The 13,258-nt window shown below is 44.3% G+C and carries 16 protein-coding genes; 5 read left to right on the top strand and 11 right to left on the bottom strand.

Annotated features, from left to right (window positions below):
- Positions 1 to 206: 206 nt before the first annotated feature.
- Positions 207 to 1,838, top strand: a complete 1,632-nt coding sequence (locus DG474_RS01865; RefSeq protein WP_049501505.1) for a Na/Pi cotransporter family protein — start codon at positions 207 to 209, stop codon at positions 1,836 to 1,838.
- Positions 1,839 to 2,084: 246 nt separating this feature from the next.
- Here DG474_RS01865 and DG474_RS01860 read toward each other — a convergent pair whose 3' ends face one another.
- Positions 2,085 to 2,381, bottom strand: coding sequence for a bacteriocin immunity family protein (locus DG474_RS01860; RefSeq protein ID WP_255778590.1), 297 nt, complete (start codon positions 2,379 to 2,381; stop codon positions 2,085 to 2,087).
- A gap of 20 nt (positions 2,382 to 2,401) precedes the next feature.
- Positions 2,402 to 3,466, bottom strand: a complete 1,065-nt coding sequence (gene pepA / locus DG474_RS01855) for a glutamyl aminopeptidase (RefSeq protein WP_255778589.1) — start codon at positions 3,464 to 3,466, stop codon at positions 2,402 to 2,404.
- A 234-nt stretch (positions 3,467 to 3,700) separates the two neighbouring features.
- Between pepA and DG474_RS01850 the strand changes: the two genes are divergently transcribed.
- From DG474_RS01850 to DG474_RS01835, 4 genes are all read left to right on the top strand, one after another.
- Positions 3,701 to 4,660: an ABC transporter permease gene (locus tag DG474_RS01850; RefSeq protein ID WP_255778586.1), complete on the top strand. Its 960-nt coding sequence runs from the start codon at positions 3,701 to 3,703 to the stop codon at positions 4,658 to 4,660.
- Positions 4,650 to 5,606, top strand: a complete 957-nt coding sequence (locus DG474_RS01845; RefSeq protein WP_001159839.1) for an iron chelate uptake ABC transporter family permease subunit — start codon at positions 4,650 to 4,652, stop codon at positions 5,604 to 5,606. Before DG474_RS01850 ends, DG474_RS01845 begins: the two co-directional genes overlap by 11 nt.
- Positions 5,603 to 6,355 (top strand): iron ABC transporter ATP-binding protein, encoded by a 753-nt coding sequence (locus DG474_RS01840; RefSeq protein WP_125389147.1) that lies wholly within the window; start codon positions 5,603 to 5,605, stop codon positions 6,353 to 6,355. The genes DG474_RS01845 and DG474_RS01840 overlap by 4 nt, the downstream gene beginning before the upstream one ends.
- A 98-nt stretch (positions 6,356 to 6,453) precedes the next feature.
- The gene (locus tag DG474_RS01835) at positions 6,454 to 7,425 is read left to right on the top strand and encodes a siderophore ABC transporter substrate-binding protein (protein WP_033629342.1); all 972 of its coding nucleotides are present in this window, start codon (positions 6,454 to 6,456) and stop codon (positions 7,423 to 7,425) included.
- A 31-nt stretch (positions 7,426 to 7,456) separates the two neighbouring features.
- Here the strand turns inward: DG474_RS01835 and yidD are convergent, their stop codons facing one another.
- The 9 genes from yidD to racE are packed head-to-tail and all read right to left on the bottom strand — an operon-like array spanning position 7,457 to position 13,172.
- Positions 7,457 to 7,699, bottom strand: coding sequence for a membrane protein insertion efficiency factor YidD (yidD, locus tag DG474_RS01830; RefSeq protein WP_033606311.1), 243 nt, complete (start codon positions 7,697 to 7,699; stop codon positions 7,457 to 7,459).
- Positions 7,699 to 8,421: a pseudouridine synthase gene (locus DG474_RS01825; protein ID WP_001222214.1), complete on the bottom strand. Its 723-nt coding sequence runs from the start codon at positions 8,419 to 8,421 to the stop codon at positions 7,699 to 7,701. Before DG474_RS01825 ends, yidD begins: the two co-directional genes overlap by 1 nt.
- On the bottom strand, positions 8,408 to 8,977 hold the full coding sequence (scpB, locus tag DG474_RS01820; RefSeq protein WP_049520621.1) for an SMC-Scp complex subunit ScpB: 570 nt from the start codon (positions 8,975 to 8,977) through the stop codon (positions 8,408 to 8,410). The genes DG474_RS01825 and scpB overlap by 14 nt, the downstream gene beginning before the upstream one ends.
- 18 nt (positions 8,978 to 8,995) lie before the next feature.
- On the bottom strand, positions 8,996 to 9,724 hold the full coding sequence (locus DG474_RS01815) for a segregation/condensation protein A (protein ID WP_255778566.1): 729 nt from the start codon (positions 9,722 to 9,724) through the stop codon (positions 8,996 to 8,998).
- Complete coding sequence (gene xerD, locus DG474_RS01810) at positions 9,724 to 10,458, bottom strand: site-specific tyrosine recombinase XerD (protein ID WP_304665623.1); 735 nt, start codon at positions 10,456 to 10,458, stop codon at positions 9,724 to 9,726. The genes DG474_RS01815 and xerD overlap by 1 nt, the downstream gene beginning before the upstream one ends.
- A complete protein-coding gene (gene cbpB / locus DG474_RS01805; RefSeq protein ID WP_217971062.1) occupies positions 10,455 to 10,916 on the bottom strand; it encodes a cyclic-di-AMP-binding protein CbpB in 462 nt (153 codons plus the stop codon). The genes xerD and cbpB overlap by 4 nt, the downstream gene beginning before the upstream one ends.
- A complete protein-coding gene (locus DG474_RS01800) occupies positions 10,913 to 11,434 on the bottom strand; it encodes a metallophosphoesterase (protein ID WP_125414242.1) in 522 nt (173 codons plus the stop codon). The genes cbpB and DG474_RS01800 overlap by 4 nt, the downstream gene beginning before the upstream one ends.
- Positions 11,410 to 12,381 carry a nucleoside-triphosphate diphosphatase gene (locus tag DG474_RS01795; RefSeq protein ID WP_255778553.1) on the bottom strand — a complete coding sequence of 324 codons (972 nt, stop codon included), beginning with the start codon at positions 12,379 to 12,381 and terminating at the stop codon, positions 11,410 to 11,412. The genes DG474_RS01800 and DG474_RS01795 overlap by 25 nt, the downstream gene beginning before the upstream one ends.
- Positions 12,378 to 13,172 carry a glutamate racemase gene (gene racE / locus DG474_RS01790; protein WP_000370379.1) on the bottom strand — a complete coding sequence of 265 codons (795 nt, stop codon included), beginning with the start codon at positions 13,170 to 13,172 and terminating at the stop codon, positions 12,378 to 12,380. Before racE ends, DG474_RS01795 begins: the two co-directional genes overlap by 4 nt.
- Between the last annotated feature and the right edge of the window lie 86 nt (positions 13,173 to 13,258).

The raw sequence follows: 13,258 nt of genomic DNA, 5'->3' as shown, positions 1-13,258 counted from the left end.
TAACATAAAAACTATAACTAGGATAATAATCAGTAAAATTTGGACACAATCCTATAAATCATTTCTCTTATAGGTAATCTATCTCTCATTTTAAACGAAAGTTCTTGTTTCTTATGAAAATTTCAGCTAAACACTTGTGAGATTTACTTTTATCCTTTAAAATAGAATAGGAGAAATTCCGTTATTATTTTTCGGAGGAAAAAGAAATGTCCATTAATTGGCAGGAAATTTTATTTCACTTTTTAGGAGGTCTAGGACTGTTTTTATACAGTATCAAGACCATGGGAGACGGTTTGCAACAAGCTGCTGGAGATCGCCTTCGTTTTTACATTGACAAGTACACTAGCAATCCCTTTTTAGGTGTTCTAGTCGGAATCGTCGTGACTGCCCTGATTCAGTCAAGTACAGGGGTTACAGTTATCACGGTTGGGCTAGTCAGCGCTAGTCTTCTAACCCTTAGACAGGCTATCGGAATTATCATGGGAGCCAACATCGGAACCACCGTTACATCCTTTATCATCGGTTTCAAGCTTGGTGAGTATGCTTTACCCTTGATTTTCCTTGGAACCATGTTCCTCTTCTTTACAAAAAACAGAACAGCAAACAATATCGGGCGCATCCTGTTTGGTGTCGGGGGAATCTTCTACGCCCTCAACCTCATCAGTGCCGGTATGAGCCCGCTTAAAGATTTACCACAATTCAAGGAGTATATGGTAACCTTGGGACAAAATCCTATTTTAGGAGTAGTAGCCGGTGCAGTGATTACCGTCCTCATTCAGGCCTCTTCGGCAACTATCGGGATTCTACAAGGTCTCTATGCAGGTGGCTTCCTTGACCTTAAAGGTTCGCTACCGGTTCTCTTCGGGGATAATATCGGGACAACTCTAACCGTTATCATTGCGGCAGCTGGAGCCAATGTCTCAGCGAAACGCGTTGCGGCAACCCACGTTACCTTTAACGTTTTAGGAACTATTCTTTGCTTAATCTTATTAGGCCCTTTCACTGCTATGATCGAGTACTTCCAGGCACTCCTTCACCTCTCACCTGAGATGACAATCGCCTTCTCTCACGGTGCCTTTAACGTAAGTAACACCATTGTACAATTTCCATTCATCGGAGCCTTGGCCTACTTTGTAACCAAGCTCATCCCTGGTGAAGACGAGGTTGTCAAGTACGAGCCCCTCTATCTCGACGAGCAACTTATCCAGCAATCTCCTTCCATCGCTCTAGGAAATGCCAAAAAAGAACTCTTGCACTTGGGGAACTATGCAACCAAAGCTTTTGACCTTTCTTATACCTATATCATCGGTTTGGATGAAAAGGTAGCTGAAAAAGGGCACAAGACAGAGGAAGCCATCAATACCATCGATGAAAAACTCACTCGTTACCTCATCAGACTCTCAAGCGAATCCTTGAGCCAAAAGGAAAGTGAAGTCTTGACCAACATTCTGGATTCATCTCGTGATTTGGAACGGATTGGGGACCACGCAGAAGGCTTGCTCAACCTAACAGACTACCTCCAACGTAAGAATGTTCAATTTTCTGATGCTGCTTTAGAGGAATTAGCTGAGATTTATCAAGCAACAACTGCATTTATCAAGGATGCCCTTGATAGTGTGGAAAATAATGATATTGAAAAAGCTCAAAGTCTGATTGAACGCCATAAAGAAATCAACAATATGGAACGCGTTCTCAGAAAGACTCACATCAAACGCCTTAACAAAGGTGAGTGTTCTACACAAGCTGGAGTCAACTTTATCGACATCATTTCCCACTACACTCGTGTGTCTGACCATGCTATGAATCTAGCCGAAAAGGTCATTGCTGAACAAATCTAATACTCTTCGAAAATCTCTTCAAACCACGTCAACGTCGCCTTGCCGTATATATGTTACTGACTTCGTCAGTTCTATCCACAACCTCAAAACCGTGTTTTGAGCAATCTGCGGTTAGTTTCCTAGTTTGCTCTTTGATTTTCATTGAGTATAAGTGCCAAGAAGCTATCCTGAATGGGATGGCTTTTTCATTTCCTCATCAAAAATGTTTTTTCTGACATATAAAAAATGCTTTGATTCCATTGTGAATCAAAGCATTTTAAAGAGTTCTCCAAACATGATAGCAGAAACTGCAGTGCCCCTGTACTTGGCTTCTTCCCTTTTGATAAAGCGAGCCAAGTTGATCAACTCAGGTGCTGGGTGTTTGGGATTTCTGAACAATTCAAGATTGACCAGACCTGAGAGACGGACTGCTAATAACTGCTCATTTGTAGTAGGCAGTTTCTTAGCAGTCTCTAGGAGAGCAGCGACTAACTCTTCACTCAAGCCCTGACGGGCATGATTATAGAGATCTTTTATAAGGCTTTCTAGGTTTGGTTCTGCCATCCTGATCACCTCCCTTATGCTTAATAATTTTTAATCAAATCAACCGTTGAACGATCCAATTTTTTCACCAAGGCTTGCAAGAAGGCTTGGGCTTCTAAGAAGTCATCCATCGCGTAGAGAGTTTGGTGAGAGTGGATATAACGAGCACAGACACCGATAGTTGTAGATGGGACACCACCATTTTTCAGGTGAGCTGCTCCAGCGTCCGTTCCACCTTTTCCACAGTAGTATTGGTACTTGATGCCCGCTTCTTCAGCCGTTGTCAAAAGGAAATCCTTCATACCTGGGAGAAGCAAGTGACCTGGATCATAGAAACGAATCAAAGTTCCATCCCCAATCTTGCCTTGACCACCATAAACATCACCAGCAGGTGAACAGTCAACTGCCAGAAAGACTTCTGGGTCAAACTTGGTTGTGGAAGTATGAGCACCACGCAGACCAACCTCTTCTTGGACGTTAGAGCCAAGATAGAGTTCATTTCCCAGTTTTTGATCTGATAAAGCTTCTGCAAGCTCGCTCACCATGAGGACACCGTAGCGGTTGTCCCAAGCTTTTGAGATGATATTTTTTTCATTGGCTGTCAAGATAGCAGAACTATCTGGGACAATGGTGTCACCAGGACGGATACCAAAGCTTTCTGCCTCAGCCTTGTCTGCAAAACCACCATCAAAAATGATATCTGAAATTGCTGGCATAGTTGGTCCACCTGTTCCACGTGTCAAATGTGGAGGAACAGAACCTGAGATCACTGGAATTTCACGACCGTCACGAGTAAAGAGTTTGAAGCGTTGGCTGCTGACCACCATAGGATTCCAGCCACCGATTTCAACCACACGGAAGGTTCCGTCTGGCTTAATCTCGCTGACCATAAAACCAACTTCGTCCATGTGAGATGCGACCAAGACGCGTGGTGCATCGGCAGCTTCTGAATGCTTGATACCGAAAATACCACCTAAGCCATCTGTCACCACTTCATCCACATGTGGTGTCAACTTTTCACGAAGATAAGTCCGGACAGGCGCTTCATGACCTGAGATTGCAGCAAGCTCTGTTACTTCTTTGATTTTTGAAAATAATGTTGTCATATCAGTTCCTTCTTTCTGTCCTCCATTTTACCACTTTTTATAGGAGAAGGATAGTGGGAAGGTGGATTGGTTTTTACTCAGTTTTCCAATAAAAGAGAGGGGCAGATGTAATTTCAGAAATTTTTCTTTCTTTTTACATTAAATTGTCAGAAAATTTATTGACAGATTAAAGAAATCGTGGTTACATTATCTCCAAGGGTATTTTTATAGCAAATCTACATGAAAGGACGGGGCATGAAACTTTCTCATATTTTAACAGGCTTACTTCTACTCCTGGTCTTTCTCTCCATTACCATTGGAACCAGTGATTTTTCTTGGGAAAAATTCTTTGCTTTTGACCAACAGACTTGGCTTCTCTTTCAAGAGTCGCGTCTTCCAAGAACTATCAGCATTCTCCTTGCAGCCTCCAGTATGAGTATGGCAGGACTCCTCATGCAGACCATCACTCAAAATCAGTTTGCTGCTCCGAGCACAGTCGGAACGACAGAAGCCGCCAAACTGGGAATGGTGTTAAGCCTCTTTGTCTTTCCGTCTGCGAGTCTGACCCAAAAGATGCTCTTTGCTTTTGGCTCTTCCATCTTATTTACTCTCTTCTTCCTAGCCTTTATGACTATTTTTTCTGTAAAGGAAAGATGGATGTTGCCCTTAATTGGGATCATCTATAGTGGGATTGTCGGTTCTATCACAGAAGTTATCGCCTATCGTTTCAATCTGGTTCAGAGTATGACTGCTTGGACCCAGGGCTCCTTCTCCATGATTCAGACCCATCAGTATGAGTGGCTCTTCTTAGGCCTCATTATCCTGATAGCCGTTTGGAAATTATCCCAAACCTTCACCATCATGAATCTGGGCAAGGAAACCAGTGAGAGTTTGGGGATTTCTTACTCCCTACTTGAAAAGCTGGCCCTCTTTCTAGTGGCGCTAACGACAAGTGTCACCATGATTACTGTGGGCGCCTTGCCTTTTCTCGGGGTCATCGTTCCCAATCTTGTCCGCAAGCGCTATGGAGATAATCTGAGCCAAACTAAACTCATGGTCGCTCTGGTCGGAGCCAATCTGGTTCTGGCCTGCGACATCCTCTCTCGAGTCTTGATTCGGCCCTATGAGCTGTCTGTCAGTCTCCTACTAGGAATCATCGGTAGCCTCGTCTTTATCCTACTTCTCTGGAGAGGGGGACAAAAAGATGCAGTTTAAAAGCAAACATACCAAGCTCTTCTGCCTTCTCATTATTCTGGCCATTGGAGCTTGTCTTCTCTACTTTTGGCCCATCACCCATCTATCTTCCTTTGCCTGGAAGCTACGTTCCCAAAAAATCATCGTTTATCTCTTGGTAGCCGTCGCGACAGGGATTTCGACCATTAGTTTTCAAACCCTGACGGAAAATCGCTTTCTGACGCCAAGTATTTTGGGAATCGAATCCTTCTATGTCTTGCTACAAACCCTGCTACTAATATTTGAAAGCAAATTTCTACAGCTTGGAAAGTCGCCTGTCTTAGAATTTCTAATCTTGCTTCTGCTTCAATCCCTCTTCTTTCTCGCCTTACAAGGCTACTTGAAGACGCTGATGAAGCAAGATCTGGTTTTCATTCTGCTAATCTGCCTAGCCCTGGGAAGTCTCTTTCGAAATATCAGTACCTTCCTCCAAGTCCTGATGGATCCAAATGAATACGATAAACTGCAGAACACTCTCTTTGCCTCCTTTCAGCATCTCAACACTTCCATCCTAGCCATCGGTTCTCTGATCATCCTCGCCTTGACAATCTTTTTCTTTCGAAAAGCAGTCGTTCTGGATGTCTTGCACCTGCAAAGAGAAACGGCTCAGATACTTGGACTCGATGTTGAAAAAGAACAGAGAGAACTCCTCTGGGGCATCGTGCTCTTGACCTCAACAGCGACTGCCTTGGTAGGGCCTATGGCCTTCTTCGGCTTTATGCTAGCCAATCTTACCTACCTGATTGTCAAAGATTATCGGCACAAGTTGCTCTTTATCGTAGCCATTCTGATTGGATTTATTAGTTTGACCTTGGGGCAAGCCCTCATCGAACGAGTCTTTGCGCTGGAAATTCGCATCAGCATGATCATCGAGAGTGTGGGTGGTCTCTTATTCTTTATCTTACTTTACAGGAGGGCACGTCAGTGAAACTGGAAAACATTGACAAATCCATTCAAAAACAGGATATTTTGCAAGACATTTCCCTTGAAGTCAGTCCTCAGAAACTGACAGCCTTCATTGGTCCAAACGGCGCCGGGAAATCAACTCTTCTCTCCATCATGAGCAGACTGACCAAGAAAGATCAGGGGATTCTCAGTATTAAAGGCCGGGAAATCGAAAGCTGGAATTCGCAAGAACTGGCCAAAGAACTCACCATCCTAAAGCAGAAGATCAATTACCAAGCCAAATTGACTGTAGAAGAATTGGTCAGCTTTGGACGTTTTCCCTACAGCCGTGGTCGACTGAGGGCGGAAGACTGGGAAAAAATCCAAGAAACTCTAGACTATCTGGAACTGACCAACCTAAAAGACCGATACATCGATAGTCTGTCTGGCGGACAGCTCCAACGTGTCTTTATCGCCATGGTACTGGCCCAGGATACAGACTTTATCTTGCTGGACGAACCGCTCAACAACCTAGATATCAAGCAAAGTGTCAGCATGATGCAGATCCTTCGGCGACTGGTGGAGGAACTAGGGAAGACCATTGTCATTGTCCTCCACGATATCAATATGGCTAGCCAGTATGCGGATGAAATTGTTGCCTTTAAAGACGGTCAAGTCTTTTGCAAGGGAACGACTGCTCAAATCATGCAGGCTGATCTGCTCAGTCAACTCTATGAGATTCCCATCACACTGGCTGATATCAATGGCAAAAAGATCTGTATCTATAGCTAGCTATTCTGAACTCATGTTAGAGAACCCTCTGTCTCTTAGCTAACAAACCTATTTAAGAGACCCCCTACATCGTTACTATATTTTAAAAAGGAGAAATCATGAAAACATCCCTTAAACTTTATCTCACTGCCCTAGCTGTCAGCTTCTTGCTCTTACTTGGTGCATGTAGTACAAATACAAACTCAAGCACTAGCCAGACAGAGACAAGTAGCTCTGCTCCAACAGAGATAACTATTAAAAGTTCACTAGATGAGGTCAAACTTTCAAAGGTTCCTGAAAAGATTGTGACTTTTGACCTCGGTGCTGCGGATACTATTCGCGCTTTAGGTTTTGAAAAGAATATCGTCGGAATGCCTACAAAAACTGTGCCGACTTACCTAAAAGATCTTGCAGGAAATGTCAACAATGTGGGTTCCATGGTTGAGCCAGACCTAGAAGCCATCGCTGCTCTTGAACCAGACCTAATTATCGCTTCACCACGTACCCAAAAATTCGTAGACAAATTCAAAGAGATTGCTCCAACCGTGCTCTTCCAAGCAAGTAAGGACGACTACTGGACTTCTACCAAGGCCAACATCGAATCTCTAGCAAGTGCCTTTGGTGAAACTGGTACACAGAAAGCCAAAGAAGAATTGGCAAACCTGGATAAGAGTATCCAAGAAGTCGCTACTAAAAACGAAAGTTCTGACAAAAAAGCCCTTGCTATCCTCCTCAATGAAGGAAAAATGGCTGCCTTTGGTGCCCAATCTCGTTTCTCTTTCTTGTACCAAACTTTGAAATTCAAGCCAACTGACACTCAATTTGAAGACTCTCGCCACGGACAGGAAGTCAGCTTTGAAAGTGTCAAAGAAATCAATCCTGACATCCTCTTTGTCATCAACCGCACCCTTGCCATTGGTGGGGACAACTCAAGCAACGATGGCGTCCTAGAAAATGCCCTCATCGCTGAAACTCCTGCCGCTAAAAATGGTAAAATTATCCAACTAACACCAGACCTCTGGTATCTAAGTGGCGGCGGTCTTGAATCAACCAAACTCATGATTGAAGACGCACAAAAAGCTTTGAAATAAGCAAGAAAACCCAACATCAAATGATGTTGGGTTATTTTTTTTCTTGATTCCGTTTGAGTGAAAAGTGGTCTGGGACAGGATCTTTTCCTATTGGCGACCAGGGATGGCAACGTAAAATCCGAGCCAAGCCCATCAGAACACCCTTGAAGCCATGTTTTTCAATAGCCTGGATCATGTAGTTGGAACAAGTTGGCTCAAAACGACAAGAGGGTGGAAAGGCTGGTGAGATAAAACGTTGGTAAAAGCGTACTGGAGCTATTAAGATTCGTTTCATTATTTCTTGGTTACAGCCATGGTGTGTAGTTGGCTGATTTCTTTTTTGTTAAGGCGGCGAGATTCTCCCGGACGAAGGCCTGTCAAGTCTAGGTGTCCAAAACGTGTCCGAGACAACTTATCCACTTGGAGACCGACAGCTTCAAACATCTTTTTAACCTGGTGGTTGCGCCCTTCATGGATAGTCAACTGTACTACAGAGCGATTTTTAACTGGATCTACTTTGAGAATCTCATAAACAGCTGGCTTAGTTTTCTTGCCATCAATCTCAAGACCACGAGTTAAGGGACGAAGGTTTTCTTTGTTGGCCACACCTTTAACACGCGCGACATAGACCTTGTCAATCTCATTACGGGGGTGAATCATCTCGTCTGTAAAGTCCCCATCGTTGGTCAAAATCAAGACACCTGATGTATCCCAGTCCAAACGTCCAACTGGGTAAATGCGCTCCTTGACATTGGGCAAGAGGTCCACAACAGTCTTGCGGCCCTTGTCATCTGTCACACTGGAAATCACTCCACGTGGTTTGTTAAGCAGATAGTAGACCTTTTCTTCGTTGTAGATAGGTTGTCCTTCAACTTCAACCTTATCGCCAGCTTTGATAGTGGTTGCTAGTTCACGCACCACTTGGCCGTTGACCGTCACCAAACCTTGCTTGATCAACTCTTCTGCTTTTCTCCTACTGGCCACACCTGCGTGGGCAATATATTTATTGATTCTCATCTTCTTCTATCCTTTCACCAAATAATTGGCTTTCTTGGGCTTGAATCTCAAGCTCATCAATCACTGGTAATTCTTCTAAATGGTTAATCCCCATGTAATCTAGAAAATAATCCGTAGTCACATAGAGATTAGGGCGACCCAAAACTTCTTTTTTCCCATCTTCTCGTATCAAGTCAAAGGCCTGCAACTTCGCCAAGGCCCCACTCGAGTTAACCCCACGGATAGCATCAATCTCAATTCGGGTAATCGGTTGTTTGTAGGCAATGATGGACAAGGTCTCAAGGGCAGCCCGAGACAAACTTTGGTTGATGGGTGCCTTGGAGTATTCCTTCAAAATCGCTGCAAATTGAGGCTTGGTGACCAATCTGTATGCACCACCTGTCTCGATCAGGGACAAGCTTGACTCTGGGTCATTTTCATACTTCTGGGCTAATTTTTCTAAACTCTGTTGGATGCCTGTCGGGGGAAGTGATAGGAGTTCAGCCAACTGGCGAACTCGAATCCCATCTTCACCTGCTACAAACAAGAGCGCTTCTATTTCTGCTAAAGTACTCATCTTTCCTCTCTATCAAGTCTAGCTTTGTGCCTCTTGATTTTCTTCCTTCTTTTCCATAAGATAGATATCTCCGAAACTCTCCTCTTGCACGAGGATCAGTTCCTGAGTTTTGATTAACTCTAGGGTCGCCAAAAAGAGGGTAATGACCTCTTGGACATTCTGGGCTTCCTTGAACAAATCCTGCAAACGCAACTGGTCTCGTCCAGTCAAGGATTCTTTTACGATACCCATCATGTCCTCAATCTTATACTCATCCCGCAAAATGGTCGTGTGATTCTGTGCGAACTCCTCTTTTTTCTTGGCTAGAATATTTGAAAAAGCCAAAAAGAGGTCAATGGTCGTCCTATCATGCACAAGCTCCGCATCCTCGTAAATCAACTCTGTTGGTGCTTTAGAATAGTACTGGGCCCGATCTTGGTGCTTGGCTTCCAAGTGCTCACCCAAGAGCTTGAACTTGCGGTATTCTTCGATTTGAGAGAGAAGATCCTGCTCTAGGTCATCCTCTAAGTCTGTCACTTCTGCTACCTTTGGCAAGAGCTTGCGACTCTTGATCAGCATCAGCTGACTGGCCATAACCATATACTCGCCCGTCACTTCCAGACGCATGGCCTGCAGGGTTGAGACATAGGCTAGATACTGTTCGATGACTTCTGTAATGGGCACATCGTAGATATCCATCTGGTACTTAGAAACCAGGTGCAAGAGTAAGTCCAGCGGCCCTTCAAAATCTTTTAATTTAATATCCATTATCTATATTTTTCTAAGGTCAGGACTGTTTTTAATCCTAATTTTTTTGCAATTTCGTACAAATCGACCTTGTTTTCTATTTGTCTTAGAATGAACTGTTCCCGTAGGGCTTGGGCTGATAGTTCTGGGAAACCTTTCTCCTTGACAAAGGACTCCAGCTGACGAAAGGCCCACTGACGAGAATAGGCTTTCCCTCCCCTTTCAAAGAGATAGGTCTGCCCCATCAAGGGTTCCAATTCTGAAAGCAAGGTCCTAGGAATGGCTACAATCCTCTGTTGGGAAGCCTTGTTGATTCGCAGCACTTGAAAATCCAGATTGATATCTGCAACCTTAAGGGCTAAAATCTCACTTGGCAAGAGACCTATTTCCAAGATAAGAAGCGCCAGCAAGCGTCCTTCTGGATAATTACTTTCCTGCCAAAAAGAGTCTAAATTTAGAATCTCTGGCTTTTCAGTCTTCTTTTCAGCTTGTTTGGCTAATTCCAGACGGTAAAAGCTGTCCACTTCTCCGTTTCGATAGAGAAAGTAGAGAAATTGGTTACAGGCCGAAAGTTTTCGCTTCTGGGCGCTGATTTTTAGATTGGCTAGCTGGGCTTGGTAAATCTTAAGACTGGTCTCAGAGATCCGCTCACCCACAATGTCTAAAAATTGCTCTAGATCATACTTATAGGACTGCTTGGAATTGGCAGACAAGCCCTGTTTTTCCTCTAAAAAGGCTGAAATCCTATCTCTCATTTGCATCGAATCTCATATTCCTTACTAAAGTCATGTAAGAGAGCATTGACAGCCTTGAGGATAGACTTGCGCGTGATGATTCCTTGGAAAATTCCTTCACCATCTACGACTGGCAAGAAGGGTTCATCTACCAGTTTATGGAGGACCTCTGTGATGTTATAGTCTGGAGCGACAACTGACACATCCGTCTTGGTCATATGAACGATATCTGTCGTTGCCATCTGCTCATCCGTCAAACCTTGCTCCATTTGATAAGCCAAAATGTCTCTCAGCCCAATGGTTCCAACAAAGCGTTTGTCAAAGGTCACAACAGGGATACGGGTATAAGTGATTTGGCTCAACACTAAAATCGCATGGTCAGCGTTATGGGTATCAATCAAGGCTGCTAGATTCTCAGCAGGGGTAAGAAAAGTCTCTTCCTGCTCCAGTAAAAATGCTTCAAATTCCTTGGCAATCATCGAGCAAACTCCTTGGACAAGCCTGAATAAACCTCATGGTCACGTGTCAAAAAGTCTACTTTAAAATAGCTGTCATCAATCTCCACTCGAGCATAGAGACATTCTCTGATGGTCCCTCGTGGTTGGCTGATGGAGCCTGGATTTAAAAAGAGTGTTTTGCCTTCCATCCAAGCATTTGGCACATGCAAGTGACCATAGAGACAGATATCGGCATCTTCTTCCTGAGCCCAGTAGTCCAACTTTTGAAAGTTGAAATTGATATCAAACAAGTGTCCATGCGTCTGGATGATCTTGGTTGGACCAAGTTGAGTTACCAAACGTTCTGGGTAGCCAGCATAAAAGTCCATATTTCCTTTGACGACATGGATACCTTCCCAGAGCGGAGAGTCTGGACGGAGTTCTGAGTCACCATCGTGAAAAATGGCATCAACTTTCCCCAGATAGCGATCACGGATTTCTTCCACAATCAAGCTATCTCCGTGGGAGTCACTCATTACAATGATGGTTTGCTTTGCCATGATGGAAATACCTCCAAAAGTTTCTTAACGGCTAAGGCACGGTGGGATTGGCTATTTTTTTCTTCAAGGGTTAATTCTGCTGCTGACTTACCTGTCTCTCCCACAAGGAAAAGCGGGTCATAGCCAAAGCCATTCTCCCCCTTTGGTTCAAAGTTAATGTAGCCCGGCCAGTCAGCTTCAACCACCAAGCTTTCCTTGTTTGGACTAGCTACGACTAGGGTTGTGTGGAATTGAGCTGAGCGGTCCTTGAGTTCAAAGACCATGGCCAATTCGTGCAAGAGTTTGGCATTATTTTCACGATCAGACGCTCCCACACCAGCGAATCGCGCTGACCAGACTCCTGGTAAACCGCCGAGGACATCGACTTTGAGACCAGAATCATCTGCCAAAACCATCTTGCCTGTTAATTGGGAAATCGTTTCTGCCTTCAGGCGGGCATTTTCTTCAAAGGTCATGCCTGTTTCAGCTACTTCAGGTAGATCTGGATAGTCATTGAGATTTTCCACATCATAACCTAACTTGTCAAAAATAGCTCGGAATTCCTTGGTCTTGCCCTCGTTACGAGTCGCAATGAGCAGAGTTTCTCTGACCTTGTTAGTTTCAAAGAAGGCTTCTACATCGACTCCTTCTTTAGGCAATTCGACATGCAAAAGCTGTCCATTTTCAACCAAGAGCAGGGCTCCCTGACGTTGGATGACTTCTAGATTGCGACCTGCTTCAGCATTTAAAATCTCAACGATAAAGGAGAGCAGACGGAAGTTAGAAGACCAGCGCATCACCGTTATCGTAATCGGAAAGCCATTTTCTTCGTCACGAAAAATCCGCGCTAAATCCATAAAATCAAGCTCGAGAGGATCTTTGATGAGGCTGTAGATACCTCCATAGACATCCCAGACACCGACATACCAGTCCTGGTCATCCTTGTATTCGTAAATTTTGTTTGTCATAAAGTTACATGCTCCACATGAATCTCTTTTTCCAGCCATTCTGCTCCAATTTGGGCAAAACTTTGGCTATTGGCTGTTGTGTAAAAACGATGTTGAAGAGGTCCCGCATCTCGGCTACGATTGATTTCAAAATAGTTCAGCAAAACCGAGATATCCCGTACACACTCTGCCCCACTATCGATGAGCTGAACCTTTGGTCCCATGACATTTTGGATGATGGGGCGAAGGAGTGGGTAATGGGTACAACCCAAAATCAGGCTATCCACCTTTCCAACCAAGGGTCGCAGGGTTTCATAGACCACTTTCTTGGTGACACTGGTTGACAGGGCACCAGACTCCACCAAGGGGGCAAACTTTGGACAGGCCAAACTCTCCACCTGTAAGTCCGGATCCAGATCATGGATTTTCTGACGGTAGATATCTGATTGGACTGTCATGGGGGTTCCAATTACTCCGATTTTCCCACCTTGACTGGACTTGATAGCTGCCGAAGCTCCCGGCAAAATCACACCTAGGACAGGAATATCTAGTTGGGCCTTGATTTCTTCCCAGACGACCGCAGTCGCAGTGTTACAAGCAATGACAATCATTTTGACATCCTTGGTCAAGAGAAAGTTGACCAACTGCCAAGTATATTCACGGATTTGCTCAGCAGGACGGGGACCATAGGGCGCCCGTGCCGAATCTCCAATATAGACGATTTCTTCATGGGGAAGCTGGCGCATGAGCTCACGAACAACGGTTAAGCCACCGACACCCGAATCCAAAAAACCAATTGGTCGATTATCCATATAGTCTTCTTTCTAGTCTTTTTTCTGATTGATAGTTCATCATGATTCCTTGTCCTGAACGATCGGATAGACAGCTTGATAGAATG

This window comes from Streptococcus oralis (genome assembly GCF_024399415.1).
Taxonomy (GTDB): domain Bacteria; phylum Bacillota; class Bacilli; order Lactobacillales; family Streptococcaceae; genus Streptococcus; species Streptococcus oralis_CS.
Note: the sequence above shows the minus strand (reverse complement) of the source record. Positions and strands in the feature narration are given on the sequence as shown.

What these genes read in the sequence shown, in the direction of transcription:
- DG474_RS01865 (WP_049501505.1), top strand. Translation starts at nt 207, where the DNA reads ATGTCCATTAATTGGCAGGAAATTTTATTTCACTTTTTAGGAGGTCTA.
- DG474_RS01860 (WP_255778590.1), bottom strand. Translation starts at nt 2,381, where the DNA reads ATGGCAGAACCAAACCTAGAAAGCCTTATAAAAGATCTCTATAATCAT.
- pepA (WP_255778589.1), bottom strand. Translation starts at nt 3,466, where the DNA reads ATGACAACATTATTTTCAAAAATCAAAGAAGTAACAGAGCTTGCTGCA.
- DG474_RS01850 (WP_255778586.1), top strand. Translation starts at nt 3,701, where the DNA reads ATGAAACTTTCTCATATTTTAACAGGCTTACTTCTACTCCTGGTCTTT.
- DG474_RS01845 (WP_001159839.1), top strand. Translation starts at nt 4,650, where the DNA reads ATGCAGTTTAAAAGCAAACATACCAAGCTCTTCTGCCTTCTCATTATT.
- DG474_RS01835 (WP_033629342.1), top strand. Translation starts at nt 6,454, where the DNA reads ATGAAAACATCCCTTAAACTTTATCTCACTGCCCTAGCTGTCAGCTTC.
- yidD (WP_033606311.1), bottom strand. Translation starts at nt 7,699, where the DNA reads ATGAAACGAATCTTAATAGCTCCAGTACGCTTTTACCAACGTTTTATC.
- DG474_RS01825 (WP_001222214.1), bottom strand. Translation starts at nt 8,421, where the DNA reads ATGAGAATCAATAAATATATTGCCCACGCAGGTGTGGCCAGTAGGAGA.
- scpB (WP_049520621.1), bottom strand. Translation starts at nt 8,977, where the DNA reads ATGAGTACTTTAGCAGAAATAGAAGCGCTCTTGTTTGTAGCAGGTGAA.
- DG474_RS01815 (WP_255778566.1), bottom strand. Translation starts at nt 9,724, where the DNA reads ATGGATATTAAATTAAAAGATTTTGAAGGGCCGCTGGACTTACTCTTG.
- xerD (WP_304665623.1), bottom strand. Translation starts at nt 10,458, where the DNA reads ATGAGAGATAGGATTTCAGCCTTTTTAGAGGAAAAACAGGGCTTGTCT.
- cbpB (WP_217971062.1), bottom strand. Translation starts at nt 10,916, where the DNA reads ATGATTGCCAAGGAATTTGAAGCATTTTTACTGGAGCAGGAAGAGACT.
- DG474_RS01800 (WP_125414242.1), bottom strand. Translation starts at nt 11,434, where the DNA reads ATGGCAAAGCAAACCATCATTGTAATGAGTGACTCCCACGGAGATAGC.
- DG474_RS01795 (WP_255778553.1), bottom strand. Translation starts at nt 12,381, where the DNA reads ATGACAAACAAAATTTACGAATACAAGGATGACCAGGACTGGTATGTC.
- racE (WP_000370379.1), bottom strand. Translation starts at nt 13,172, where the DNA reads ATGGATAATCGACCAATTGGTTTTTTGGATTCGGGTGTCGGTGGCTTA.